The following is a 26,425-nucleotide window of genomic DNA, read 5'->3' on the forward strand; positions in this document are numbered from 1 at the left end:
CTCTGTGAGCAGTTCCCCTTCCCGGGGCTACGCCGGGGCCAGAGCCTTGTTCAGCACGGCGCGGATCCGCTTCTCCGAGACGGAATAAGCCGTTCCGAGCTCGACGGCGAAGAGGCTCACGCGCAGCTCTTCGATCATCCAGCGCACCTGGGTTAACTCTGCGCCCGCGCGGCGGCCGGGCAGCAACGCGGAGACAGCGTCGTCGTAGTCGTCTTCTAGTCCCTGCACCGTTGCCATGCTCAGGGCGTCCCTCTGGACGTTGCCGGGCAGTTTCTCGAGGCGCTTCTCGATGGCGGCCAGATAGCGCGGCAGCTGGCTGAGCTGGGCGTAGCCCGAGCGTGCTACGAAGCCGGGGAAGACGAGCTGTTCGAGCTGGCTTTTCACATCGTTGAGAGCGCTGATCAGGGCCAGGCTGGTGGTCGCCCTGAGCTGCTTTTCGATCCGCCGCGTACTGGCCAGGATCCGTTCGACGACGGCGGTGACCGTGAAGACCGTGTCGATCAGCTCCGCCCGGACCTGCTCGTAGAGTGCCTTGAAGGAGGCCTCGTCCCACGGCAGTTCGGCCGGTGTGAGCTTGTCGATGGCTGCCAGTGCGCAGTCTGCGATCAGCGCGGACACGGAGCCGTGCGGGTTCTGGCTGAACGTCAGCTTCTCAGTGTTGTTCAGGTGCTCCAGGACATACCGGTCCGGCGGCGGCACTTTCAGCGCCAGCAGGCGTATGACGCCGCCGCGCATGGCCTGTTCCTGTTCGGACGTGGTCTGGAACAGCCGTAGCGCAACGGAGGAGCCCTCATCGACCAAGGCGGGGTAGCCGGTGACAGTGTGTCCCTTCACTACTCCCTGGACCTGGCGCTGCACTGTGCCGAAGCCCCAGTCGGTCAGCCCGGTCTTCTCAGCGAAGCCTGGTGTGCCTGCCCCGTCCGGGGACGCCGCAAAGCCGCCGGCCGTCTGCGGGGACCGCGTGGACTGCCCGCCCTTCGGCCCCTTGGGGGCCGTCGTCACCGGGGTTGCACCGAGGGATTCGGCGATGGCCCGCCTCGTGGCCGGTGCCAGCCGTTCCTGCAGTTCCGCGAGGTCCTTGCCTTCATCCAGCGTCCTGCCCTTGGAATCGACCACCCGGAAACTCACGCGAAGGTGGGACGGCACGGCATCCCAGTTCCAGGAACCCGGCGGGATGATCTGTCCGCGGATCCGGCGCAGGACCAGCTCCAGGGAGGGCTCCAGCTCGTCGGTGGCGGGGTCGAAGTCGGCCTCCAGTGCGGCCACGGCCTGTCGCGCCACATCCGGGGCGGGCACGAAGTTCTTGCGCACCTGCTTGGGCAGCGACTTGATCAGGGCCGTGACGAGCTCCACCCGCTGGCCCGGAATGAGCCAGCGGAACGCGGCGTCGTCCAGCTGGTTCAGGAAGAGCACGGGCACCTCGGCCGTGACGCCGTCGGACGGGTTGGGCGGGGAGCCCGGCGCAACGGGGTGGAACTCGTAGCTCAGGGGCAGTTCGAAGCCCTTGTGCAGCAAGGTCTTTGGGTAGGCCGAATCGTCGAGGGCGTCCGCGTCCTCGCTGATCAGCAGCGCCTGGTCGAAGTCGAGCAGCGCGGGATCCTGCTGGCGGGCTTCCTTCCACCACTTGTCGAAGTGGCGTTCGGACACCACGTCATTGCCGATCCGGGCGTCATAGAACCCGAACAGTGTTTCGTCGTCCACCAGGATGCCCCGGCGCCGCATCCGGGCCTCGAGCTCCTCGACTTCGTGGAGCAGGGCCCGGTTGCGGTGGAAGAACTTGTGGTGGGTCTGCCAGTCGCCCTCGACGAGGGCATGCCGGATGAACAGCTCCCGGCACAGTTCCGGGTCCACCTTGCCGTAGTTGATCCGCCGGCTGGCAATGATGGGCACCCCGTAGAGCGTGACCTTCTCGTGGGCCATCACCGAGCCCATTTTCTTGGACCAGTGCGGTTCGCTGTAGCTTCGTTTGACGAGGTCCGGCGCCACCTGTTCGGCCCACAGCGGATCGAACTTCGCCGCCACGCGGGCCCACAGCCGGCTCGTCTCGACGAGTTCCGCGGCCATCACGAAGGTGGGCGACTTCTTGAACAGTGCCGAGCCGGGGAAGACCGCGAACCGGCTGCCGCGGGCGCCCGCGTACTCGCGCTTGCGCTCGTCGAGGATGCCGATATGGCTCAGCAGGCCCGAGAGCAGGCTGATGTGGATGCCCTCGTGGTTGCCCACCGGATCGGCCAGGCGCTTGTTGTCGAGGCTGATGCCCAGCGGCCTGGCGAGCTGGCGGAGCTGGGCGAACAGGTCCTGCCATTCCCGGACGCGGAGGTAGTTGATGAACTCGGTGCGGCAGAGCCTGCGGAACTGGGTGGAGGAAAGCTCCTGCTGCTTCTCCTGGAGGTAGTTCCAGAGGTTCAGGAAGCCGGTGAAGTCCGAGTTCTCATCCCGGAACCGCGCATGCTTCTCGGCGGCGAGCTGTTGCTTGTCGGTAGGGCGCTCGCGCGGGTCCTGGATGGTCAGTGCCGCGGCGAGGATCATGACTTCCCGGACGCAGCCGCGCTTGCCGGACTCCACGATCATCCGGCCGAGCCTTGGGTCCACGGGCAGCTGGGCAAGCTGCTGCCCGACGGCGGTCAGCCCGCCGCTTTTCGCGTCACCCGGGCGCACCGCAGTCAAGGCGCCGAGTTCCCGGAGGAGCGTGACGCCGTCGTTGATGGCGCGCGAGTCCGGCGGCTCCACGAACGGAAAGTTCTCCACGTCCTTGGGTCCGCGGGCCACGCCCATGGCCGTCATCTGCAGGATGACGGCTGCGAGGTTGGTGCGCAGGATCTCGGGATCCGTGAACTGCGGCCTGGACTCGTAGTCCTCTTCCGAATACAACCGGATGGCGATGCCGTCGGAGACACGGCCGCAGCGCCCGGAGCGCTGGTTGGCCGAGGCCTGGGAGACACGCTCGATGGGCAGACGCTGCACCTTGGTCCGGTGCGAGTACCGCGAAATGCGCGCCGTGCCCGTGTCCACGACGTACTTGATGCCGGGCACGGTGAGGGAGGTTTCCGCGACGTTGGTGGCCAGCACGATCCGTCGATTGCGGCCGGGATGGAAGACCTTGTGCTGCTCCTGCAGGCTCAGCCGGGCAAAGAGCGGCAGCACCTCGGTGCCGGCCAGCCGCCGGTTGGACTGGATCCGGGCGTTGAGGGCCTCGGCGGCGTCGCGGATTTCGCGCTCGCCGGAGAAGAAGATGAGAATGTCGCCCGGCGCTTCGAGAGCCAGTTCGTCGACGGCGTCGCAGACGGCGTCGAGCGGGTCGCGGTCCTCCTCGAGTTCGTCGTCGGAGGAGGTGTCTTCCTCATCGCCGGCAGATGCGGCCCCGCCGGCCGGCTGGGAGAGCGGCCGGTACCGGATTTCCACCGGGAACGTCCGGCCGGAAACCTCGATAATGGGGGAGGGATCCTCTTCAGTGCCGAAGTGCTTGGCGAACCGCTCGGGGTCGATGGTGGCGGACGTAATGATGATCTTCAGGTCCGGGCGCTGCGGCAGGATGCGCTTGAGGTACCCGAGGATGAAGTCGATGTTGAGGCTGCGCTCGTGGGCTTCGTCGATGATGATGGCGTTGTACTTGCGCAGCAGCTTGTCGCGCTGGATCTCCGCCAGCAGGATGCCGTCAGTCATGAGCTTGACCTTGGTGGACCGGCTGACCTCGCCGGTGAAGCGGACCTGGAAGCCCACCTCCTGGCCGATCTCCACACCGAGTTCTTCGGCGATGCGTTCAGCCACCGTGCGGGCAGCGAGCCGGCGCGGCTGGGTGTGGCCGATCAGTCCGTTCTCACCCAGGCCCAGTTCCAAGCACATCTTCGGAATCTGCGTGGTCTTACCGGAACCGGTCTCGCCGGCGATGATGGTCACCTGGTTGGCCGCTATGGCGGCCATCAGGTCCTCGCGGCGCTCGGAGACCGGCAGCTCGGCGGGGTACGAAATATGAAAAGTCATGGCTGGAACCAGTCTACTGTGGCGCAGCCGGTGAGCCCGGTTCATAGCCAGGGATACCGCCTGCCGCCGGCCTGCCGCCGCCCGCCGCCTTCCCCAGCCGTTCGGCCAGCTTGCTGACATGCTGCGCGAACTCCGCCGGAGCGAGGATCTCGAAGTCCATGTCCAGCCCTGCCAGGTGTGCGGCAGGGGCCTCGAGCCGGTCCCAGCCCGCGCGCAGGATGGTCCGGTCCGGTCCTTCAGCGGTAAGCGTGGCCACATGCGGGCCCACCAGGGCCGCCACGTCGTGCAGCGGGGCGTGCAGCCGCACCACCACCTCGTACCTGTACGGGGACCGCGTCACCGAGCGCTGCACATAGGCTGCCAGGTCCGGTGCGGGCAGCGGACGCGGCACATACTTCTTCCGTTCCGCCGGCATGGAGGCGAGGCGGTCCGCCCGGAACGTGCGCCAGTCCGCCCGGTCGCAGTCCCAGGCGACCAGATACCAGCGGCGCCCCGTGTCCACGAGACGGTACGGCTCCACCAGGCGGCGGCCCGCGCCGCCGTCGGCCTTTGTGTAGTCGAAGCTCACCTGGCGGCGGTCCGCAATGGCCGTCGACACCGCCGTCAGAAACAGCGGATCAACCGGCGCGGCGTCGCTTGCCAGCGTGGTCACTGCATTTCGCAGCGTGGAGAACCGGGTGCGCAGCCGGGACGGCAGCACCTGTTCGAGTTTGGCCAGGGCCCGCACGGAGGCCTCGCCGATCCCCGCAACCGGGCCTGCCGCCACCGAGCTGAGGCCCAGGGCCACGGCCAGGGCCTCGTTGTCGTCAAGCAGGAGCGGCGGAAGCTGGGCTCCCGACCCCAACTGGTAGCCGCCGGCAACACCGGGGGAAGCCTGGATGGGATACCCCAGGCTGCGGAGCTTGCCGATGTCGCGGCGGACGGTCCGTTCCGTCACCTGCATGCGTTCGGCCAGGGCCGGTCCGGTCCATTCGCGGCGCACCTGCAGCAGGCTCAACAACTGGAGCAGGCGGGCGGACGTCTGGATCATAGGAACGAATGTACGCCCCTATGCGGACCATAACTGTCCGGATAGGGGCGTAGGTTGCTGTGATGGGTGGGATGTCGGGCCGTTGGCCGGGTTTGCCCTGCGTCAGCCGGCCACGATGGCGGTGGTCAGTAGTTCCTGAGGGTGTAGCTGACGCTCGGCAGTTCCAGTGCGGACCAGTCCTTCTCCGAGCGTTCGGGCGGCGTGTGGCCCCGTCCGTCCTTGAGGAGTGCGGCGATGGTGGCTGACAGGATGACGAGCAACAGGACGATGAGTACGACTCCGATGGTTTCCATGCCTCCATGTTTCTACCGTTGCCGGCGACAAAACAGTGGCAGAAATGACCAAAAAGCTATAATTTCTGCCACAATGGAAGCATGCTCAAATCAGTGGCAGTGATTGTTGTTCCCAACTTTTCCATCTTCGAGTTCGGGACCGCGTTCGAGGTGTTCGGCATTGACAGGTCGGCCCGGGGGACCGGGGTGCCGGCCTTCGATTTCCGCGTCTGCACGCCGGAACCGGGCGATATCCGGCTCAAGTCCGGACTGTCCCTGCACGTGGACCTGGGGCTGGAAGCGGCCGCCGATGCGGACCTCGTGATCATGGCCCCCTACGGCCACGACGAGGACGTCCCGGAGTCGGTTTTGGATGCCCTGCGGGCCGCCCATGCCCGTGGCGCCTGGGTGATGTCCATCTGTTCCGGTGCTTTCGCACTGGCGCGGGCCGGCCTGTTGGACGGGCGCAGATGCACTACGCACTGGCACTATTCGCAGGTGCTGGCCAGCCGCTACCCGGCCGCCCTGGTGGATGAAAATGTGCTGTATGTCCAGGACGGCCGGATCATCAGCAGCGCAGGCACCGCAGCCGGCATTGATGCCTGCCTTCACCTGGTGAGGGTGGAACTCGGTGCCAACGTGGCGGCGAGCATTGCCCGCGACATGGTGGTCCCGCCCCACCGCGACGGCGGGCAGGCGCAGTTCATCGACCGTCCCATTCCTGCCTGCGGTTCACAGCCCATGGAAGAGCTGCTGCGGTGGATGGTCCGGAACCTCGAAAACGAGCACACCGTGAACGAACTTGCGGCCCGGGTCCACATGTCGCCGCGGACGTTCGCGCGCCGCTTCCGGTCCGAAACGGGGGCCACTCCCGCCGCCTGGCTGAACTCCCAGCGCGTGCTGCGGGCGCAGGAACTCCTCGAATCCACCGAGCTGAACATCGACGAGATTGCCCGCGAGTCCGGGTTCGGCCATTCCGTGCTGCTCCGGCACCATTTCGGCAAGGTGCTGTCCACCAGCCCCCAGTCCTACCGGAGGGCGTTCCGAGGGCAGCTGGAGCCGGCGCTCTAGCCGGGCCGGCGTTGGCTGTTCCGGGCGGCTTCGGCGGCCGCCCGGGTGTTGTCCACGAGGACCCGCCACGGCCCCGTGACAGCCTGCTCCGGGAGGGTGGCGCGGTGCTGGCCGGCCTTGATCGAATACATGAACCTGTCCGGCTGGCCCCCGGCCTCAGCGGACCGCGGGACGGCGTCCCAGGGGCAGGCCTCAACGAGCGGCTCCCAGCGGCTCTTGTCCGTGGGCGTCGTGGCCTGGACACTCCACACCCGCTTGAGCGCAGCAATCCCGCCGCTGCGCTGGACAGTGATCTTCATGGCCTGGTTCCTGTGCTTCCGGTACTGCTGGCCGCCGGCTGACCGCTCCGGCGGCGATCCAGTTACAGCTTTACCTTCACAGTTTCCCACGCCTTCCGGACGGCGTCATGTTCGGGGGAGTCTTCGCCGAACAGTTCCTTCGCGGATGCGGCGGTGGCTTTGGCGAACTTGGTGAACGTGGCATTGGCCGGCAGGGATCCTCCGGTGAGCGTGTCGTACCAGATCCGGCCCGGGGTTTCCCAGGCGTTGCCGCCGAGTGCCGACGCCACCAGGTAGAACGCGCGGTTGGGGATGCCTGAGTTGATGTGCACGCCGCCGTTGTCCGCACCGGTCCGCACATAGGAATCCATCGAGTCGGGCTGGGGATCCTTGCCCAGCACGTCGTCGTCGTAGGCGGTGCCGGGAGCCTTCAGCGACCGCAGGGCCGCACCTTCCACCTGATCGGTGAACAGGCCCTCGCCGATCAGCCAGCTGGCCTCCGACGACGGCTGCTGGCCGACGTACTGTTCCACCAGGGCGCCGAACACATCCGAAAGCGACTCGTTGAGGGCCCCGGCCTGGTTCCGGTAGACGAGGCCGGCAGAGTGCTGTGTGACACCGTGGGCCAGTTCGTGCCCGATGACGCTCAGGGACCGGGTGAAGCGCTGGAAGATCTCGCCGTCGCCGTCGCCGAAAACCATCTGGGTTCCATTCCAGAACGCGTTGTCGTACAGCTTTCCGAAGTGCACGGTGGCATCCAGCGGGAGGCCCTGGCCGTCGATCGAATTCCTGCCAAAGGCCTCGGCGTACAGACGGTGGGTGTGCCCAAGGCCGTCGTAGGCCTCGTCCGCCGAGGGGTCTCCCGTGGCGGGTTCGCCCTCCTTCCGGACCACCTGGCCTGGCAGGGATTCGGAGCCCTTTGCGTCATAGACCGAGCGGCTGGGCGGCCCGGGCTTGAGCTGCCGGATTCCGGACGCGACCGGCGGCAATGGAAGCGCACGCGTGGCCTGGATGGACCTGACATGGAGCAGCGCTTCCTTGGCTGCCCGCGCAACTGCCTGCATGCGGGGTTCGTGCTGTGCAGCAAGGCGACGCAGCAGGTAGGGCGGGATGATGGAGCAGTAGTACATATATGTCCCCTTTACTCGTCGGCGATGAAGACAGCCTACGAGGGGGTTACGACATTGCGGCGGACGGGACACGCCTGAAGCGCCACACACGCCTTAAGCAGGAAACCCCGCCAGCTGGGCTGGCGGGGTTTGTCTGTGCCCTCGATAGGATTCGAACCTACGACCTTCTGCTCCGGAGGCAGACGCTCTATCCCCTGAGCTACGAGGGCAGTCAGGGTTCCTGCCGTTGCCGGCGGGACGTCCTAGAGCTTAGCAGGAAGGTGGCCCCCAATGGAAAATCGGCGGTCAGTAGCCTGCAAACGAGTCGGTGCGGATGCGCCGCGCACCGGCGCTGCGGGCGGCGGCCCGCAGCGAGCGGACACTGGCAGGCGACCCGGAAACGAACACTTCGCGGCCGGCGATGTCCGGAACAAGCTCCTTAAGCGCAGGACCGTCGAACCGAGCCGGCGGCCGCGATACTTTGCCCGCGTCTTCCATGAACGACGGCGGTGCGGAGCCGTCGGACAGGCGCGCAATGACGCGGGCACCGGACTGCTCAAGCGCGTCCGCGTAGGCGAGTTCAGAGGCGGACTTCGCCAGGTAAAGCAGGACAACGTCGCGGTTCTTCGCAGTACCCGCGGCGAGCTGGGCAAGGTAGGGCGTAATGCCGATGCCGGCCGCAACCAGCAGGAGGGGGCCTCCCGGCCTTCGGGGGAGGACGAAGTCTCCGCCCACCGCGGTTGCCGTCACGGAATCTCCGGGCTGCAGGGCAAGCAGGGCACGCTTGGCGGCGGACACGGGTTCGGCAGTCCCGACACCGATCGTGACGTCCCGGGCGTCCGGTGCGCTGGTCAGACTGAACACGCGCCGCCGGCCTTTCCCGTCGGACTTGGCGTGGGGCAGGTGCAGCTCCATGTACTGTCCCGGCGCGAACCGGACCGCGCGTTCGGGCCGGAAGCTGAATTCCGTCGTCGTTGGTGTCAGGGGCCGCGATTCCCGGAAGTTCAGGCGGATGCCGCCGCGCTGCCCGGCCAGGAAGGCAAGCAGGTTTCCCACGAGCAGCGCCAGCTCGGGCGAGTTTGCCACGAATCCCAGGTTGTAGGGCACCGCGAACACCACCCCGACGACAGCGGCAAGCGCCAGCTGCTGCCAGCGCCGCGGCGGAAGGGTCAGCGGTTCGGTCAGCATGAAGCCCACGAAGAACAGCACCGGGCGCTGCGCGAGCGGCTGCCAGAGTGCCCCGCCCAAGGTCATCCCGGCCCGGAGGAGTTCCGTGGCCACAATGGATACGGACACGGCCGTGAACACGGCGCCCATGAGGACTTTCCTGGTGCGGTAGTGCACCAGCAGGATGCCGGGAACCAGGAGGAAGAGCATCGCGGGAGTGGCCGCCCACCACGTGGCGATGTTCAGTCCCGTCAGGCCCGCCGTGAAGGCGCCTGCCGCAGCCGGGTTGAAGATGTGCCGGCCACGCCAGGCCAGGGCGTATTTCGAGGCTGACGCCAGGACACAGGCGAGCGCGACGCCTGCGACGTCCAGGGCCTTGAAACTGGGCCAGAACAGGAAATACAGCAGCAGCCCCGTGATGAGCGATGATTCGGAGTGCGGCCGGACGTGGAACAGCGCGGCCAGGCCGCGGTTCGAGGCGTAGGTCAGTCCCAGGCAGAGCGCCAGGTGGGCCAGCATTTCGGGGATGCCGAACGTCAGCCAGCCAAGGACGTTGAGCAGCAGGCTGTATGCGGCCAGGACGGCAAGCACCCACAGCACCAGGCGGTACATGGTCAGGCGGTTCAGGGACGTGTCCACCTGCTGGATCATGGAACTCATGCGAACAGCACTCCTTCGAAACCTGCTGAGTAGGCGGCACTTCCGTCCGAAAAGACCGTAAGCCAGGAAAACTCAAAATCGTGTTCAAGCGCCTTGCCGGAAACGAAGAACAGCGCCGTGGCGAGCGCGTCGGCCGTCATCGCATTCCCCGCCAGTGCCCACGTGGCAATGACGGTCCGGACCGGTGTCCCCGTGGTGCCGTCCAGCACATGGTGCAGCCCGTCGCCCCAGGCCCGCCGGTTGGCGGCGGAGGCGCAGAGGGCGCCGGCGCCCAGGCTGATGGTGCCGATGGCCCGGCCGGGATCGTACGGATGCTCCAGGCCGACGGCCACCGGAGCCGGGCCGGAATTGAGGAGGTCGCCGCTGGCGTCGATGAAGTGCTCGCTGACGCCTTGGGACCGGAGTTCCGCTGCCAGCAAATCGGCCAGCTGCCCCTTGCCCGCGGCCCCGACGTCCACCACCACGGGAGCCGTGGTGGTCAGCACAGTGTCCTGCCAGTCCAGAACGTCGTCCCACGGCGGTGCGGGCAGCGGGGTTCCGCGGGACCGCAGCGAGTAGTCCGCGTCGTAGCCCAGCTGTTCCAGGCTGCCGCCGATCAGCGGAGTCATGGCACCTGCGCTCAGCCGGTAAAGGCTCCGGTACAGGCGGCCGAGTGCTCCTGCCCCGTCCGGCATCTGGTAGCGCCCCGCTTTCCTTGCCGCCTGCGCCACGAGGGAGTCCGTCCGGAAACGGGACCACGCGGCGTCGTAATCCTCCACCACGTCCAGGAGCCGGCGGCGCTGGCCCGTGTCCAGGGGGCCGGGCGTGGAAATCTCCCAGGCGGTCCCGATTCCCTCGAAACTAAAGGCTGCCCAGCCGGGTTGCGGCACGTTATTTCCTTTTGACGCGGTGAACTCCGGACACGGTGCCCCAGCTACTGGGCTTCGGACTTGATCTTCTCCACGGCCTCATTGAAGCCGCCGCTGGTCAGCGAAGAGCCGGCAACCTTGGAGACGTTCAGCTCATCCAGCTTCTTGCCCACGATCTGCGCCTTGATCCCGCCGGCGAACTCGCCCTGGAACTTGCGCGTGTTGGGATTGGAGGGATGCTGGGTGATGTTGACGTCGGATACCGTTCCGCCGGAAAGCGTCAGCTCAACGCCCACGGTTTCCGTGCCGTTGGGGGAGACATAGTTTCCGTCGGCGCTGTAGGTGCCGTCCTTGTAGCCGGACGCGGCCGATGTCGAGGCGCCAGTACTCGCAATGGGGGCACCGCTGGCTGCCGAGCCGGTTGAGGCGGCAGAGGACTGGGCAGCCGGTGCCTGGGCGGACGGCGCACAGCCGGCCACGGTGCCGATCAGGGACATGCCGGCGAGGCCGACGAAAACGCTCTTGCGTACCGGGAAGCTCATGCAGGGACTCGATTCGTGTGGTTGCGTATGGGTGCGTCCTTTGGGGACCCGGCACCGGGGTGGGTCAGCCAGGCAGTTACAGGATGGACAACGTTGGAATCAGCGTAATGGTTCAGGCTGTGACGAACCCGATTCAATTCTGTGAGGCTTCTTATTCCTGTGCGCCTTCACAGCGTCATGGCATTGCCCCGATTCCGCCGGGATCGCGGGCCACCGGTAGGCTAGAAGTGTGACTCCCGAAGAACTCTCCCTCGCCATATCCGCCTGCCTGAAAGACGCCGTCGCCGCCGGTGATATTGCACTTTCCGCATCAGCCGTGCCGGACGAGGTGCGGGTGGAGCGGCCCAAGAACCGGGACCATGGCGATTGGGCCACCAATATTGCCCTCCAGCTGGCTAAGCAGGCGGGCACGAATCCGCGGGAGTTCGCCACCATCCTCAGCGCACGGCTCAAGACCATCGACGGCGTGTCGGCCGTGGACATCGCCGGGCCCGGCTTCCTGAACATCACCGTCGACGCCGCCGCAGCCGGAGCGCTGGCCAGGGCCATCGTCGAAGCCGGTCCGCGGTACGGCACCAACTCGGCGCTCGCCGGCCACGTGGTCAACATGGAATTCGTCTCGGCCAACCCCACCGGCCCGCTGCACATCGGCCACACCCGCTGGGCTGCGCTGGGCGACTCCATCGCCCGCGTGCTCCGTGCCTCCGGCGCAAAAGTCACCGCCGAGTACTACATCAACGACGCCGGCTCCCAGATGAACGTCTTCGCCCATTCCGTGCTGTCCCGGCTGCACGGCCGCGGCGTCCCGGAGGGCGGCTACCCGGGCCAGTACATTTCCGACCTGGGCCACCACGTCCTGACGGAACACCCGGACATCCGCGAGCTGACCGATGTGGCGGCGCTGCCGGTCATCCGCAGCGCGGCGTACAAGGCCCAGATGAAGGACATCAAGGACACCCTCGCCGACTTCGGTGTTGCCTTCGACGTCTACTTCTCCGAGCAGGAACTGCACGACGCCGGCGCCATCGAAAGTGCCGTGGCGCGCCTTCGGGAACAGGGCCACGTGTTCGACGACGGCGGTGCCGTTTGGCTGCGCACCACGGACTTCGGCGACGACAAGGACCGCGTGATGATCCGCGCGAACGGCGAACCGACGTACTTCGCCGCGGACGCCGCCTACTACCTTTCCAAGAAGGACCGCGGCTTCGACCAGAAGATCTACCTGCTGGGAGCTGACCACCACGGCTACATCCACCGCCTGAAGGCTATCGCCGCCGCCGCCGGCGACGATCCCGAGGCCAACATCGAGGTGCTGATCGGCCAGCTCGTGTCAGTGAACGGCGCCAAGCTGTCCAAGCGGGCCGGCAACATCATCGAGCTCAAGGACCTCATCTCCTGGCTGGGCAAGGACGCCGTCCGCTACTCACTGGCGCGGTTCCCCGCTGACTCCCCGCTCACCCTGGATCCCGACCTGCTCAAGAAGCACAGCAACGAGAACCCGGTCTTCTACGTCCAGTACGCCCACGCACGCTCCCGCGGCACGGCCCGCAATGCTGTGGCGGCCGGAGTGGAACGCCAGGTCGATGGCGAAGAGGTGTTCGACGCAGCCCTCCTGGACCACGCCACGGAGAACGAACTGCTGTCCTACCTGGGCAGCTACCCGTCCATCGTGGCCAAAGCCGCCGAACTGCGCGAACCGCACCGCGTGGCCCGCCACCTGGAAGTCATTGCAGGTGCCTACCACCGCTGGTATGACGCCTGCCGCGTGGCGCCGCAGGGCGATGAGCCCATCACTGACGTCAACCGCACGCGGCTGTGGCTCAACGACGCCACCAGCCAGGTGCTGGCCAACGGACTGGAACTGCTTGGCGTTTCGGCGCCGGAACGGATGTGACCCCCATGTCAGAACAGCCCGGGAATCCCCTAAACCATGCATCCCCGCTGGCACCGGAATGGCTTGCCGTCCCGGCAGACCTCAATGCGCTCCATGAGCCCATGTGGGCGGCCGGCGTTGCCCGGAACGACGCCGGCGAACTGGCCATCGACGGCATTCCGGTCAGTGAGCTCCAGCGCCAGTTCGGCACGCCGCTGTTCGTGATGAGCGAGAGCGACTTCAGGGCACGCGCCCGGGCCTTCAGCGACGCCTTCAATGACGCCTTCGCCGACATCTGCGGGGGAGCGGATGTCTACTACGCCGGGAAGTCCTTCCTCTGCACTGCCGTCGTCCGGTGGGTGGAGGAAGAAGGGCTGCGGCTGGACACAGCTTCCGGCGGGGAACTCGCCGTCGCCAACCGCGCCGGCATCCCGGGCGCCGACGTTGCCCTGCACGGGAACAACAAGTCCGACGCCGAGATCCACCGTGCGCTGGACATGAAGCTGGGGCGGATCGTCGTGGACAGCCTCGCGGAGCTGGAGCGCGTCGCGAAGATCGCCTCGGACCGCGGCGAAACCGCCAAGGTGATGCTGCGGCTCACCCCCGGGGTGCATGCGCACACGCACGAATTCATTGCCACCGCCCATGAGGACCAGAAGTTCGGCCTCTCCATGGCGGAGGACACCACCGAACAGGCCGGTCTGTCAGCAGCGGAAGAGGCCGTAGCGGCAGCAACGAGCTACCCCGGCATCGAACTGCTCGGGCTGCACTGCCATATCGGTTCCCAGATTTTCGAACCGGACGGCTTTGCCCTGGCCGCCGAGAAGCTCCTGCGCTTCCTTGCCGCCATGCAGGAAAAATACTCCATCGTGATGCCCGAACTGGACCTCGGCGGCGGCTACGGCATTGCCTACACGCCGGCGGACACGCCGCGCCCGCCGGCCGAAATCGCGCAGGCGATGGCCGCCGTCGTGCGTTCCACCTGCGCCGAGCTGGGCATCACCGCACCGCGGATCTCCATTGAGCCGGGGCGCGCCATTGTGGGGAGCACCACCTTCACCCTGTACGAAGTGGGAACGCTCAAGACCGTTCGCGTGGACCCGCCCGGCGCCGGAACCGGCGACGGCGGCGGAAATGCCGCGAATGCGGAAGGAACCGTTACGCACCCCCGCCGCTATGTGTCGGTGGACGGCGGCATGAGCGACAACGCCCGTCCGGTGCTTTATGACGCGGATTATTCGGCAATTGTGGCGTCACGGAGCTCCGACGCAACCCCGCAGCTGTCCCGCGTAGTGGGCAAACATTGCGAGAGCGGCGACATAGTTGTTAGAGATGTATATCTGCCCGAGGACGTGGCAGCCGGTGATCTGCTCGCTGTACCGGGGACCGGCGCCTACTGCTGGGCCCTGTCAAGCAACTACAACTATCTGGCCCGGCCGGGCGTTGTCGCTGTGCGCGACGGATCAGCACGGCTGATTGTCCGCGGGGAAACCGAACAAGATCTGCTGAACCGCGACATGGGAGTCTGAATGACTGAATTGCGAACCCTGAAGGTGGCCCTGCTGGGCTGTGGCAACGTTGGGGCCCAGGTGGCGCGGATTCTGATTGAGGACGCCGAAGCGCTGGCCGCCCGCACCGGAGCCCGCCTGGAACTGACCGGCATCGCCGTGCGCACCCTCGATGCGCCCCGTGACGTTGAGCTGCCGCGGGAACTCTTCACCACCGACGCCGACACCCTGGTCAAGGATGCCGACCTCGTCATCGAACTGATGGGCGGCATCGAACCTGCCCGCACCCTGATCCTCGCCGCCATCGAGAACGGCGCCAGCGTGGTCACGGGCAACAAGGCCCTGCTGGCCCAGGACGGCCCCACGCTCTACGAGGCGGCAGACAAGGCCGGCGTCCAGCTGTCCTACGAAGCAGCCGTGGCCGGCGCCATCCCCATCCTGCGACCCATCCGCGACAGCCTCTCCGGCGACCGCATCACCCGGGTCCTCGGCATCGTCAACGGCACCACCAACTTCATCCTTGACCAGATGGATTCCACCGGTGCACAGTTCGCCGATGCCCTCGCCGAGGCCCAGCGCCTTGGCTACGCCGAGGCGGATCCCACAGCCGACGTCGGAGGCCTTGATGCCGCGGCCAAGGCGACCATCCTCGCCTCACTGTCCTTCCACACGCGCTTCGACCTGGAGAACGTCCACTGCGAAGGCATCACCGAAGTCAGCGCGTCGGATATCGCCGCGGCCAAGGACGCCGGGTTCGTCATCAAGCTCCTCGCCATCGCGGAGAAGCTGACCGCCGCCGACGGCAGCGAGGGCGTCTCCGTCCGCGTGCACCCCACGCTGCTTCCGCGCGAACACCCGCTGGCGGCCGTCCACGGCGCGTTCAACGCCGTGTTCATCGAAGCCGAGAACGCCGGCGAGCTGATGTTCTACGGCCAGGGCGCCGGCGGAACCCCGACGGCGTCGGCCGTCCTGGGCGACCTCGTCTCCGCTGCCCGCCGGATTGTCCTGGGCGGGCCCGCGCAGACCGAGACCACCATCGGCCACGTTCCGGCGCTGCCCATCGACGCCGTGAACACGAGCTACTACATTGGCCTCGACGTTGCCGACCAGCCGGGCGTGCTGGCACGGATCGCCCAACTGTTCGCAGAGCACGGCGTGTCCATCGAGATCATGCGCCAGACCATCCACCGCGATGCCGACTCCAACGTCGAATCGGCCGAACTGCGGATCGTCACCCACCGCGCAACCGAAGCTGCACTGGCAGCAACCGTCCAGGCCGTGAAGGGCCTCGACGTCATCAATTCCGTTACATCCGTTCTTCGGGTAGAAGGAGTCTAAGTGGCTCACCAATGGCGCGGTGTCATCCGCGAATACGCTGATCGTTTGCCCGTAACGGAGACCACCAAGGTCATCACCCTCGGTGAGGGCGGCACGCCGCTGGTCCACGCGCAAAAGCTGTCCGAGCTGACCGGCTCCACCGTGTACCTCAAGGTCGAAGGCATGAACCCCACCGGCTCGTTCAAGGACCGTGGAATGACCATGGCCATGACGGCGGCGGTGGCCTCCGGCGCGAAGGCCGTCGTGTGCGCCTCCACCGGGAACACCTCGGCTTCCGCCGCCGCCTACGCCACGGCCGCAGGGCTGAAGTGTGCCGTGCTGGTGCCCGAAGGCAAGATCTCCATGGGCAAGCTCAGCCAGGCCATCGCGCACGGCGCGACGCTGCTGCAGGTGGACGGCAACTTCGACAACTGCCTGGACATCGCCCGCAAGCTCGGCGAGGCCTACCCCGTCTTCCTGGTGAACTCCGTGAACCCCGCCCGCATCCAGGGCCAGAAGACCGGCGCCTTCGAGATCGTTGATGCGCTCGGCGACGCCCCGGACATCCATGTCCTGCCGGTGGGCAACGCCGGAAACATCACCGCGTACTGGAAGGGCTACAAGGAGTACGCCGCGCCGTTCGAGTCCGAAACTGCCGGCACGCTCCCTGCCGTGTCCACCCGGACCCCGCAGATGTGGGGCTTCCAGGCCGCCGGCGCGGCCCCCTTCGTGGCCGGCCACCCCATCACGGAGCCGGACACCATCGCCACGGCCATCCGGATCGGCAACCCTGCCTCCTGGGACGGCGCCATCGCCGCCCGTGACGAGTCCGGTGGTTTCATCGACGCCGTCACCGACGACGAGATCCTGGCAGCCCACCGCTGGCTGTCGGCCCGCGAAGGTGTCTTCGTCGAGCCCGGTTCCGCCGCCGGCGTCGCCGGACTGATCAAGAAGCACGCGGCCGGCGAGGTACCCGCGGGAAAGATCATCGTGATCACGGTGACCGGCCATGGCCTGAAGGACCCGCAGTGGGCGCTGCGCACCGAGGACGGCAGCGATGTCCAGCCTGTCAAGGTGTCCAACGATGTGGTCACCGTGGCCGCCGAACTGGGCCTGGAAGAAAAATAGCCTTGGAAACCACCCTCACAGTCCCGGCCGAGTCTGCCGCCGGCACGCCGGCAGTCCCGGCCGGGCAGCTGGTGACCGTACGCGTGCCCGCCACCAGCGCCAACCTCGGCCCGGGATATGACAGCCTGGGCCTGGCTCTTTCGCTGCATGACACCCTGACCGTGGAAACCCTGGGCAGCGGCGAACTGCAGTTCGAGCTCAGCGGCGAAGGTGCGGAGACGCTTCCGCGCGACGCCAGCCACCTCGTGGTCAGGGCCGTCACGGAGGCCCTGCACCGGCTGGGCTTCCGGCACGAGGGCCTCCGCATTACTGCCGACAACGTCAACCCGCACGGCCGCGGCCTGGGTTCCTCGGCTTCGGCCGTCGTGGCGGCGGTGACCGCCGCGAATGCACTGGTTCCGGAGGCTTCCCGGCGGGGCAAGGACTGGATCCTGCAGCTCACGAGCGAAATGGAAGGCCATCCTGACAACGTCGCACCGGCCATATTCGGCGGGCTGGCGCTGTCGTGGCAGGACAGTGACCAGTACAGCAGCACGTGCGCTACCGTGGCGGATTCGGTGATTCCCGTCGTCGCAGTACCGGACTACGAGCTTTCCACCGAAGCGGCCCGCGCGCTCCTGCCGGCGTCCGTGGGCCATCATGCAGCCGCCATGAACTCAGGCCGGGCGGCGCTGCTCATCCACGCCCTCACCAGCAAACCGGAATTCCTGCTCGCCGGCACGGAGGACTACCTCCACCAGAGCTACCGTGCGGAGGCCATGCGCCCCAGCGCGGAGCTGATCCGGGCCCTGCGCCGTGCCGGGCACGCAGCCGTTGTTTCCGGCGCGGGACCCACCGTCCTGGTGCTGGCCAACGGCGAAGACGAGGCCGGCACGGTGGTGGACTTCATTGACGCCTACACCCGGGCCAACACGCCGGATGTTGGCTGGCGCGTGATGAAGCTGGCGGTGGACGTCGAAGGTGCTAAAGTGGGAGTGCACCGGCGGTAATCCCGCAGGCAGTTAGTCAAAGAATCAGAATCGCAGTCAAAAGAACCCGATGTTGGCCATGGCGCCTGTCTAATCGTTTGCTGCTCTGAATATCAACTGCGCAATAGTCTCCGGTGCCGCCTGCTTTGGTCTGTCGCAGGAACCTGCAGAATCACTCTGCACCCCTGAAGCGTCAGTCCGCCATTCCGGTCTCTTGTTGGAATGTCGAGGTGTATCAGTATCCGGCCCTGCTGGCCGAATTCCATCCGGCAAGGCCGAAATCCGGCTGTAGATCTGAACTGCAGCCCAGATCAAATCATCGCGTCCAGCTCCCAGTCTGGACGCCGTCGAGGGGGAAGGATCCTTCGTGACCGAAACCACTGAGCTGTCTCCAGCTGTGGACATATCATCTTCTGCTACCGATTTGTCGGCAGCACCCGCCAAGAGCAGCGGCCTTGCCGGCCTCAAGCTCGCCCAGCTGCAGGCTCTCGCCAGCCAGTTGGGTATTTCCGGCGGATCCCGCATGCGCAAGGGCGATCTGGTAACCGCCATTTCCGCTCATCGTGCGGGCACTCCGGCCACCAAGGCTCCGGCCAAGGGCGCTGCGAAGACCGGCGAAACCATCTCCACCCGGGCAAAGGCACCGGCTGCTGCGGCCCCTGCGGCTGAAGCCGCGGAGGCTCCCGCCGCGGAAGGCACCCGTGCCCGCCGTGGCCGCAGCCGCCGCGCCGGCAGCGACGGTGTTGTGACCGCTCCTGCCACCGAGGCGCCCGCCCCGGAAGCCGCACCCAGCGAGGCGCCCGCAGCCCCGGCGGCTCCTGAAGCCGGCCAGGCCGCCGTGTCCGAAGCTGCTGCACCTGAAGCCGCAGAGCGCCGCCAGCCCCGCACCCGGAACCGCCGCCGCGGCGAAGCGGCAGCCCAGGCTCCGGTCATCGAAGCTGAAGCGCCGGCCGAGGCCCCCGCCGAGCAGCCTGGCGAGCAGCGTGAACAGCGCGGGGAGCAGCGTACGGAACAGCGTGAGCAGCGCACGGAACAGCGTGAACAGCGCACCGAACAGCGTGAGCAGCGCGGAGGTGACCAGGGCGGCGAGGCTGCCGAAGCCGGTCAGCGCAACGAACGCCAGACCACCCGCACCCGGGGCGGCCGCGACGGCGGAGACACCACCGGTACGCGTGAAACGCGCCGCGACGACACCCGCGAAAGCGATGATGCAGACGGCGGAAGCCGCCGCAACCGCCGCAACCGCCGTGACCGCAACGACCGGACAGGCGGCCAGGACAGCCGGGACAACTCCCGCAACGACCGCAACGACCGCTTCCGCGACCGTAACGACCGCCGTCGTGGACGCGCCCAGGGACCGGACGTCGACGACGTCGAGGTCACCGAGGACGATGTCCTGCTGCCCGTCGCCGGCATCCTGGACGTGCTGGAGAACTACGCGTTCATCCGCACTTCCGGTTACCTGCCGGGCCCGAACGACGTCTACGTGTCCCTCGCCCAGGTCAAGAAGTACAACCTGCGCAAGGGCGACGCCGTAGTCGGCGCCATCCGGGCACCGCGTGAAGGCGAAGACCGCAGCCAGCAGACGGCCCGCCAGAAGTTCAACGCCCTGGTCCGCGTCACTTCAGTGAACGGCAAGACGCCTGAAGAGCTCAAGGACCGCGTCGAGTTCGCCAAGCTCGTTCCGCTCTACCCCTCCGAGCGCCTGCGCCTCGAGACGGACCCCAAGAAGATCGGCCCCCGCGTCATCGACCTGGTTGCCCCGATCGGCAAGGGCCAGCGTGGCCTGATCGTTTCGCCGCCGAAGGCCGGCAAGACGCTCATCCTGCAGTCCATCGCCAACGCGATCACCACCAACAATCCTGAGGTCCACCTCATGATGGTGCTCGTTGACGAACGTCCCGAAGAAGTTACGGACATGCAGCGCACCGTGAAGGGCGAGGTCATTGCCTCCACCTTCGACCGTCCCGCCGACGACCACACCACCGTGGCCGAGCTTTCCATCGAACGCGCCAAGCGCCTCGTGGAAATGGGTATGGACGTTGTGGTGCTCCTCGACTCCATGACCCGCCTGGGCCGTGCCTACAACCTGGCGGCACCGGCTTCCGGCCGTATCCTGTCCGGTGGCGTCGACTCCGCAGCGCTGTACCCGCCGAAGCGCTTCTTCGGTGCAGCCCGCAACATCGAAAACGGTGGCTCGCTCACTATCCTGGCCACCGCGCTCGTCGAGACCGGTTCCAAGATGGACGAGGTCATCTTCGAAGAGTTCAAGGGCACCGGCAACATGGAACTGCGCCTGTCCCGCCAGCTCGCGGACAAGCGCATCTTCCCGGCCGTGGACGTCAACGCGTCCGGTACCCGCCGCGAAGAGAACCTGCTTTCCCCCGAGGAAGTCAAGATCATGTGGAAGCTGCGCCGCGTCCTTTCCGGACTCGAAACGCAGCAGAGCCTTGAGCTGCTGACCAACAAGATCCGGGAGACCCAGAGCAACGTTGAGTTCCTCATGCAGGTCCAGAAGACGACGCTTGGTGCGAAGTCGGATAACGACAAATAGCTGAACTAGGGGCGGGGCCGTCGGTTTGTTTTCGCCGGCCCCGCCCCTTTGTCGTTCCGTTTTTTCCGCCCCGCCTTCTCCGTTTGGGGGCCGCCCCCGTCACCTACCGCTGTGAGCATCACTAGACTTATACACACAGCGTTGAAAGGTTTTGAAAATGTTTGAGTCCGTACACGGCCTGCTTGATGAGCATGATGCTATTCAGGCGCAGCTGGGGGATCCTGCTGTTTATGCTGACCAGCGGCTGGCCCGTAAGCTGGGGCGGCGGTCTGCGCAGCTTAACGGCATTGTGGAGGCGTACCACAAGTGGCATGCGATCCAGGATGATCTCGCGGCCGCGAAGGAAATGGCTTCTGAGGACCCGGAGTTTGCGGCGGAGGTTCCCGAGCTGGAGGCTGCACTGGAGGCGGCTTCGGCCAAGCTGCGGCGCCTGCTGATCCCTCGCGATCCGGACGATGCCCGCAACGTGATCCTTGAGGTCAAGGGCGGTGAGGGCGGCGACGAGGCTGCCCTGTTCGCTGCGGACCTCCTGCGCATGTATAGCAGGTATGCGGAATCACGGGGCTGGAAGACGGAACTCATTTCAGCCACCGAATCGGACCTCGGCGGGTACAAGGACGTCCAGATGGCCGTCAAGGGCAACTCCAACGATCCGGCAGAGGGCGTTTACGCCCGGCTCAAATTCGAAGGCGGCGTGCACCGTGTTCAGCGCGTCCCCGTGACGGAATCCCAGGGCCGCATCCACACCTCGGCCGCCGGCGTGCTGGTGCTTCCGGAAGTGGACGAGCCCGAGGAACTCGAGATCAACCAGAACGATCTCAAAATCGACGTCTACCGGTCCTCCGGACCCGGCGGACAGTCCGTTAACACGACGGACTCCGCGGTCCGTATCACCCACCTTCCCACCGGAATCGTGGTGGCCATGCAGAACGAGAAGTCCCAGCTGCAGAACCGTGAAGCCGGCATGCGCGTCCTGCGTGCCCGCATCCTGGCCCACCAGCAGGAACAGATCGACGCCGAGAACTCCGCGCAGCGGAAGTCCCAGATCCGCACGATGGACCGCTCGGAGCGGATCCGTACGTACAACTACCCGGAAAACCGGATCGCGGACCACCGCACCGGTTACAAGGCCTACAACCTGGACCAGGTCATGAACGGCGACCTCGAGCCCGTGATCCAGTCGGCCATCGAGATGGACGAACAGGCCCGCCTCGACGCCATCGGCGAATAGTCCCCGGCCGGTCGCTTGATGACACTTGGAACAGGACTGAGCCTGGCGGAGGCCGTCCGCGAAGCAACCGCACTGCTGGCCGATGCCGGTGTTCCCAGTCCCCGCGTGGACGCGGAACTGCTGGCGGACCACCTCCTGGGCGTCGGGCTGGGCAGGCTGCGGGCCATGCTCCTGGGGGATTCCCCGGAACCGGACGGCTATGCCGAGCTGGTGGCGGAGCGCGTGCGTCGTGTCCCGCTGCAGCACATCACCGGTGTGGCCCACTTCCGGTACCTGCAGCTTGCCGTGGGCCCGGGAGTGTTCATTCCCCGGCCGGAAACCGAGTCGGTAGTCCAGCTGGTCATTGACTGGCTCAAGGACCTGGAGCGGCTGCACGGCAGGGACCACCCGAAGGTGGTGGATCTGGGCACAGGCTCAGGAGCCATCGCGGGCTCGGTGGCGCACGAGGTGCCCGGTGCGGAAGTCCACGCAGTGGAGTTCAGTGAATTCGCGCATGCCTGGGCGGCACGGAACCTGGCGCCGCTGGGCGTCAAACTGGTCCGCGGGGACCTTCGCGATGCGCTGCCGGAGCACAACGGAACCTTCGACGTCGTGGTGTCGAATCCGCCATACATTCCCGCGGAAGCGATTCCCAACGAACCCGAGGTGGCCCTGCACGATCCGCCCGAGGCGCTTTACGGCGGGGGAGCGGACGGAATGGAACTTCCGACGGCGGCAGCGGCATCCGCTGCCCGGCTGCTCGTTCCCGGCGGCTACTTCGTGATGGAACACGCCGAAGTCCAGGCAACGTGGATCGCAGCGATGCTGAAGAACTCCGGTTGCTGGTCCGATGTGACAACGCACGTGGACCTCAACGGCAAGGAACGTGCCACCAGCGCGGTCCTTGCCGAACCGTCCGACCATAGTGATGAAAGAATAGGCCAGTGACCACAACCTATGACTGTACGGCAGCCGACCAGCGGGCTGAAGGGCTGGAGCATGCCCAGCGGGCCATCCGCCAGCACAAATGCGTGGTGTTCCCGACGGACACGGTTTATGGAATCGCCGCGGACGCCTTTTCGCCGCAGGCCGTCACCATGCTGCTCGTCTCGAAGGGCCGCAGCCGGCAGATGCCGCCGCCCGTCCTGATCCCGAGGCTCAATGCCCTGGACGGACTGGCAACTGATGTGCCCGCCGAGGCCCGCAAGCTTGCCGAGGCCTTCTGGCCGGGCGGCCTCACCATGATTTTCCACGCACAGCCTTCGTTGGACTGGGACCTGGGTGAAACCAAGGGGACCGTGGCGCTGCGGATGCCGGCGGACGACGTCGCGCAGGACCTGCTGACGCTGACGGGACCCTTGGCGGTGTCCTCCGCGAACCGCACCGGCCAGCCGGCTGCCCGGACCGCCGCCGACGCCATGACCCAGCTCGCGGAATCGGTGGAGGTCTACCTCGAAGGTGGGCTGCGGCCGGCAGGCGACCGGGACGTTGAGGCTCTTCCGTCCACGATCGTCGACGCCACTGCCCAGCCGCTCAGGGTGGTCCGCCAGGGTGCCATCACGCTGGAACGGCTCCGCGAAGTTGTCCCGGGCCTGTTGGACATCGACGGTAATGCCGCCGACCTCGCGGCGTCCGGCACGGAAGCCGTCAATGAATCGGTGGCTGAACCGGAGCCGGCATCAGATGGGCCTGCTGAAGCGGCTCCCGCTGCCCAACCGCGCGTGACGGGAACCGGCACCGCATGATCATGACGCGGCAGCGCATCCCTGTTCTTGGCGTGGACGCGACGCCACTCACCGTGTCCGAGATGACCGCGACGCTCAACCGCTTTGTCGCCGAAGGCGTCACCCGCACGGTGGTGGGCCACAACCTGCACAGCGTCACGCTCTTCCATTCCGACCCGGAATTCCGCGCCCTCTACGAAGACAGCGATGTTGTGCTGCTCGACGGCGCTCCGGTCCTGTTGCTCTGGGGACGCTCGGGGGATGCCGACGGGCCGGTCATGGATTACCGGCTGGGCTCCACCGACTGGATCCCGGCCCTGGGGAATGTCGAAGGCCTCGAACGGATTGCCGTGATCGGCGCCGGAGCAGAGGCCAACGCCAAGGCAGTGGCGCGCCTGGCGGGGATCGTGCCGAACGCCAAGGTTGCGGGCATGCCCGGCGAAGGCTGGAACGGCGACATTGAGGACCAGGCTGTGGCCTGGCTGGCGGAGCTTCGCCCGCAGCTGGTGCTGATCGGTCTCGGCATGCCCCTGCAGGAGATGGTTCTCCGCCGCCGGTTGGACGACCTCCCGCCGGCCGTATATTGCGCAGTGGGCGGAGCGATCGAACAGATTGCCGGTATCCAGAGGCTGGCGCCGCGCTGGCTCGGCCGCCTGGGCCTGGAATGGGCGTGGCGGCTCATGCTGCACCCGCGCAGGGTGGCTTACCGCGTGTTCGGTGAGCCGTGGGTGCTCCTGGTGCTCCTGGTCCGCCGACGCCTTACCTCAAACCGCTAGAACTTCTGGTCCTTCAGGGGTGCGAACCCCTTGCCGCGGAGTCCGGTGGAAAACGCCCGGAACCAGTCGGCCAGCCCGCGGAAGTCGCCGCGACGCAGGAAGTAGCCGAGGTACCCTCCTACGTCCGCCACGAGGGACTTGACCCGGAAGTGACGGCGGATCAGGTAGCCGCGGTTCCGGTAATAGTAATAGCGCTTGAAAGCGGTCTCCGGAACAATCACGTGCCACCGGGCGCCGAAAACGTGCTTCGTCTCGGCAAACGCGTGCGGATGCGTGATGGCCGTCGTGGTTACCGTGCCGAACCGGATTCCCGCCTTGCGGAGCCTGATGGTGAAATCCACCTCGTCGCCGCGGATGAACAGCCGCATGTCGGGCAGGCCCACCTTGAAGAAAACGTCCGAACGGATCAGCGCGCCGTTGAAGAAGTGGCCGTCGTCGGGCAGGAAGCCGAGCTTCTCCACTTCCGCACGGTCATGCGTCACTTTGCCGTCGAGACGGAAGAAAAAGGACAGCCGATCGGGGTGGCCGGGCGCAGCCACCAGCGGGACAACCGCGTCGAGGCCGCGCGACTCAGCCTCGCGGAGCAGCGTGGCGAGGCATTCCGGGTCACCGGGCTCGGCGTCGTCGTCCATCATCCAGATCCAGTCAGCACCGCTGGCCACGGCCTTGAGGATGGCCAGCGAGAAGCCGCCGGCGCCGCCCAGGTTCGCTTCCGACCGGACATAGTCCACGTTGGAGTGCTCTTCTGCCACGTCTTTGGCGGGTACGGTGCCGCTGTCCACGAGGCAGATGGAACGGACAGGCGAAGTCTGCCTGTTGATGGCATTCAGCAGAACGGCGAGCTCACGGGGACGGTCAAACGTCACGGCAGCAACTGCAACCGACATGGACATTGCTGGTTCCTTTCAACACGGCCGCCGGTGGTTTTCCCGCCGGCGTTGGGCCGTGTGACGCGAAGCCAGCAAGCCGTTGGCATTAGTATCTTGACTAGAGTCCACTGTAATACAGCCCTGTCAGGCACTACGCACTGCCTGCCGCGCGCACGGCGACGGAGAAGTTTCATTTATCGAAAGTCAGTTCCACAGCAATCCCGCCCGAGCTATCCCAGCCGCCCGGCATTGACCCGGCCGCAGGGATACACGCTGCCGTGGGCCGGTTCCGCTGACGGCACGGGGAAGGTGGCGTCCCCATGATCATGTACCTGCTCATGATGCTGGCTGCGGCCGTGGTGTCCTATGGTGCAACCTGGGGCGCACGCCTGATCGGCAACAGGCTTCAACTCTTTTCGCCGATCCGCAGCCGCGACACGCACTCGCACAAGGTCTCCAGGCTGGGAGGCCTGGGCATTTACGCAGGATTCCTGGTGGCGCTCTGTGTTGCCAGCCAGTCATTCTTCGTCAAAGACATCTACCGCGGCAACGCCTCCCCGTGGGGGGTCCTCGCCGGCGCGACGCTGATCGTCATAGTGGGCCTCGCAGACGACTTGTTGGACCTGCGGTGGTGGGTGAAGCTGATCGGCCAGAGCGCCGCAGCCATGGTGGTGGCCATCTGGGGCGTGAGGATGGCCATCGTCCCGTTCGTACCCGAACCGATCATCCTCGAGAACGAGATTGTGAGCATAGTCCTCACCGCCGGGCTGATCGTGACCACCATGAACGCCTTCAACTTCATCGACGGGCTCGACGGGCTGGCCGCCGGCGTTGCCATCATCGGCGGCGCTGCCTTCTTCCTGACGGCCTACTGGGTGCACCGCAACTCGGACGTGCTGGACAAGTCCGACCTCGCGACACTCCTGACCGCCGTCGTGGTGGGCAGCTGCGTGGGCTTCCTGCCGCACAACTGGTTTCCCTCGAAGATCTTCATGGGCGACTCCGGCGCCATGCTCATCGGCCTGCTCCTGGCCTCCGCGGGCATCGTCTCAACCGGCCAGATCACCTCCGGACTCTATGACCGCGCCAACGGTATACCGACCATCATCCCCATCCTCCTGCCGTTCGCGGTATTGTTCCTGCCCTTGCTGGACCTTGGCCTGGCTGTCGTTCGCCGCACGGCGCTGGGACGTTCGCCCTGGTCCGCCGACCGCGGGCACCTCCATCACAAACTGATGGACATCGGATACTCCCACCGGACCGCCGTCGTCCTGATGTACATGTGGACCTGCATCCTGGCGTTCGGCGGCCTGGCATTCGCCATCTTCCCGTGGCAGACGGTGCTGGCCATGGATGTGGCCGCGGCCGCCGTTATGGCCGTGGTGACCGCATGGCCGTACCTTCGCGACAAGGCCCCGAAGCCGGGTCCGCGGTCGGAAGCAGAGGCCGAAGCCGAAGCCGAGGCAGCGGGGCAGGAATGAGCGTTGACGTCTCTTTTCCGAATAATTTCTATCTCATGTAGAATTCCAGTGCGGCCATT

The 26,425-nt window shown here is 66.5% G+C and carries 21 protein-coding genes and 1 tRNA gene; 12 read left to right on the top strand and 10 right to left on the bottom strand.

Features of this window, described 5'->3' with window-relative positions; genetic code table 11:
• Nucleotides 1-27: 27 nt before the first annotated feature.
• The 3 genes from hrpA to AC1DRE_RS04300 all read right to left on the bottom strand — a co-directional run bounded on the left by hrpA (nucleotide 28) and on the right by AC1DRE_RS04300 (nucleotide 5,304).
• Nucleotides 28-3,981: an ATP-dependent RNA helicase HrpA gene (gene hrpA / locus AC1DRE_RS04290; RefSeq protein ID WP_476983482.1), complete on the bottom strand. Its 3,954-nt coding sequence runs from the start codon at nucleotides 3,979-3,981 to the stop codon at nucleotides 28-30.
• A gap of 13 nt (nucleotides 3,982-3,994) precedes the next feature.
• Complete coding sequence (locus AC1DRE_RS04295; protein ID WP_476983483.1) at nucleotides 3,995-5,011, bottom strand: helix-turn-helix transcriptional regulator; 1,017 nt, start codon at nucleotides 5,009-5,011, stop codon at nucleotides 3,995-3,997.
• Nucleotides 5,012-5,136: 125 nt separating this feature from the next.
• Complete coding sequence (locus AC1DRE_RS04300; RefSeq protein ID WP_476983484.1) at nucleotides 5,137-5,304, bottom strand: hypothetical protein; 168 nt, start codon at nucleotides 5,302-5,304, stop codon at nucleotides 5,137-5,139.
• An 81-nt stretch (nucleotides 5,305-5,385) separates the two neighbouring features.
• On the opposite strand from AC1DRE_RS04300, the gene AC1DRE_RS04305 reads away from it, so the two are divergent.
• Nucleotides 5,386-6,354, top strand: a complete 969-nt coding sequence (locus tag AC1DRE_RS04305; RefSeq protein ID WP_476983485.1) for a GlxA family transcriptional regulator — start codon at nucleotides 5,386-5,388, stop codon at nucleotides 6,352-6,354.
• Here the strand turns inward: AC1DRE_RS04305 and AC1DRE_RS04310 are convergent.
• The 6 genes from AC1DRE_RS04310 to AC1DRE_RS04335 form a co-directional block, all read right to left on the bottom strand.
• Entirely contained in the window at nucleotides 6,351-6,653 is a 303-nt protein-coding gene (locus AC1DRE_RS04310) for a protealysin inhibitor emfourin (protein ID WP_476983486.1), read from the bottom strand. The two genes, AC1DRE_RS04305 and AC1DRE_RS04310, sit on opposite strands and share 4 nt — an antisense overlap.
• Nucleotides 6,654-6,715: 62 nt before the next feature.
• Nucleotides 6,716-7,762: a M4 family metallopeptidase gene (locus AC1DRE_RS04315; RefSeq protein WP_476983487.1), complete on the bottom strand. Its 1,047-nt coding sequence runs from the start codon at nucleotides 7,760-7,762 to the stop codon at nucleotides 6,716-6,718.
• Between the two features lie 136 nt (nucleotides 7,763-7,898).
• Nucleotides 7,899-7,971 (bottom strand) — tRNA-Arg (locus tag AC1DRE_RS04320).
• Between the two features lie 76 nt (nucleotides 7,972-8,047).
• Nucleotides 8,048-9,559, bottom strand: coding sequence for an FAD-dependent oxidoreductase (locus AC1DRE_RS04325; protein ID WP_476983617.1), 1,512 nt, complete (start codon nucleotides 9,557-9,559; stop codon nucleotides 8,048-8,050).
• Nucleotides 9,560-9,564: 5 nt separating this feature from the next.
• Nucleotides 9,565-10,437 (bottom strand): FAD:protein FMN transferase, encoded by an 873-nt coding sequence (locus AC1DRE_RS04330; protein ID WP_476983488.1) that lies wholly within the window; start codon nucleotides 10,435-10,437, stop codon nucleotides 9,565-9,567.
• Between the two features lie 44 nt (nucleotides 10,438-10,481).
• A complete protein-coding gene (locus AC1DRE_RS04335) occupies nucleotides 10,482-10,958 on the bottom strand; it encodes an FMN-binding protein (protein ID WP_476983489.1) in 477 nt (158 codons plus the stop codon).
• 229 nt (nucleotides 10,959-11,187) lie between these two features.
• On the opposite strand from AC1DRE_RS04335, the gene argS reads away from it, so the two are divergent.
• From argS to AC1DRE_RS04385, 10 genes are all read left to right on the top strand, one after another.
• On the top strand, nucleotides 11,188-12,852 hold the full coding sequence (gene argS / locus AC1DRE_RS04340; RefSeq protein WP_476983490.1) for an arginine--tRNA ligase: 1,665 nt from the start codon (nucleotides 11,188-11,190) through the stop codon (nucleotides 12,850-12,852).
• Between the two features lie 5 nt (nucleotides 12,853-12,857).
• Nucleotides 12,858-14,360: a diaminopimelate decarboxylase gene (lysA, locus tag AC1DRE_RS04345; RefSeq protein WP_476983491.1), complete on the top strand. Its 1,503-nt coding sequence runs from the start codon at nucleotides 12,858-12,860 to the stop codon at nucleotides 14,358-14,360.
• Nucleotides 14,361-15,677: a homoserine dehydrogenase gene (locus AC1DRE_RS04350; RefSeq protein ID WP_476983492.1), complete on the top strand. Its 1,317-nt coding sequence runs from the start codon at nucleotides 14,361-14,363 to the stop codon at nucleotides 15,675-15,677.
• The gene (gene thrC, locus AC1DRE_RS04355; protein WP_476983493.1) at nucleotides 15,678-16,784 is read left to right on the top strand and encodes a threonine synthase; all 1,107 of its coding nucleotides are present in this window, start codon (nucleotides 15,678-15,680) and stop codon (nucleotides 16,782-16,784) included.
• A gap of 2 nt (nucleotides 16,785-16,786) precedes the next feature.
• On the top strand, nucleotides 16,787-17,773 hold the full coding sequence (gene thrB, locus AC1DRE_RS04360; RefSeq protein WP_214952977.1) for a homoserine kinase: 987 nt from the start codon (nucleotides 16,787-16,789) through the stop codon (nucleotides 17,771-17,773).
• Between the two features lie 346 nt (nucleotides 17,774-18,119).
• Nucleotides 18,120-20,306 (top strand): transcription termination factor Rho, encoded by a 2,187-nt coding sequence (rho, locus tag AC1DRE_RS04365; RefSeq protein WP_476983494.1) that lies wholly within the window; start codon nucleotides 18,120-18,122, stop codon nucleotides 20,304-20,306.
• A 157-nt stretch (nucleotides 20,307-20,463) separates the two neighbouring features.
• Complete coding sequence (gene prfA / locus AC1DRE_RS04370; RefSeq protein ID WP_476983495.1) at nucleotides 20,464-21,537, top strand: peptide chain release factor 1; 1,074 nt, start codon at nucleotides 20,464-20,466, stop codon at nucleotides 21,535-21,537.
• A gap of 18 nt (nucleotides 21,538-21,555) precedes the next feature.
• A complete protein-coding gene (prmC, locus tag AC1DRE_RS04375) occupies nucleotides 21,556-22,464 on the top strand; it encodes a peptide chain release factor N(5)-glutamine methyltransferase (protein ID WP_476983496.1) in 909 nt (302 codons plus the stop codon).
• Nucleotides 22,461-23,261 carry an L-threonylcarbamoyladenylate synthase gene (locus AC1DRE_RS04380; RefSeq protein ID WP_476983497.1) on the top strand — a complete coding sequence of 267 codons (801 nt, stop codon included), beginning with the start codon at nucleotides 22,461-22,463 and terminating at the stop codon, nucleotides 23,259-23,261. Before prmC ends, AC1DRE_RS04380 begins: the two co-directional genes overlap by 4 nt.
• The gene (locus AC1DRE_RS04385) at nucleotides 23,258-24,016 is read left to right on the top strand and encodes a WecB/TagA/CpsF family glycosyltransferase (RefSeq protein ID WP_476983498.1); all 759 of its coding nucleotides are present in this window, start codon (nucleotides 23,258-23,260) and stop codon (nucleotides 24,014-24,016) included. Before AC1DRE_RS04380 ends, AC1DRE_RS04385 begins: the two co-directional genes overlap by 4 nt.
• Here AC1DRE_RS04385 and AC1DRE_RS04390 read toward each other — a convergent pair.
• The gene (locus tag AC1DRE_RS04390) at nucleotides 24,013-24,909 is read right to left on the bottom strand and encodes a glycosyltransferase (protein ID WP_104172339.1); all 897 of its coding nucleotides are present in this window, start codon (nucleotides 24,907-24,909) and stop codon (nucleotides 24,013-24,015) included. The genes AC1DRE_RS04385 and AC1DRE_RS04390 overlap by 4 nt on opposite strands.
• A gap of 296 nt (nucleotides 24,910-25,205) precedes the next feature.
• Here AC1DRE_RS04390 and AC1DRE_RS04395 point away from each other — a divergent pair, with 296 nt between their 5' ends.
• The gene (locus tag AC1DRE_RS04395; protein WP_476983499.1) at nucleotides 25,206-26,366 is read left to right on the top strand and encodes an MraY family glycosyltransferase; all 1,161 of its coding nucleotides are present in this window, start codon (nucleotides 25,206-25,208) and stop codon (nucleotides 26,364-26,366) included.
• Nucleotides 26,367-26,425: the final 59 nt, after the last annotated feature.

This window comes from Arthrobacter sp. P4_H3 (genome assembly GCF_056400885.1).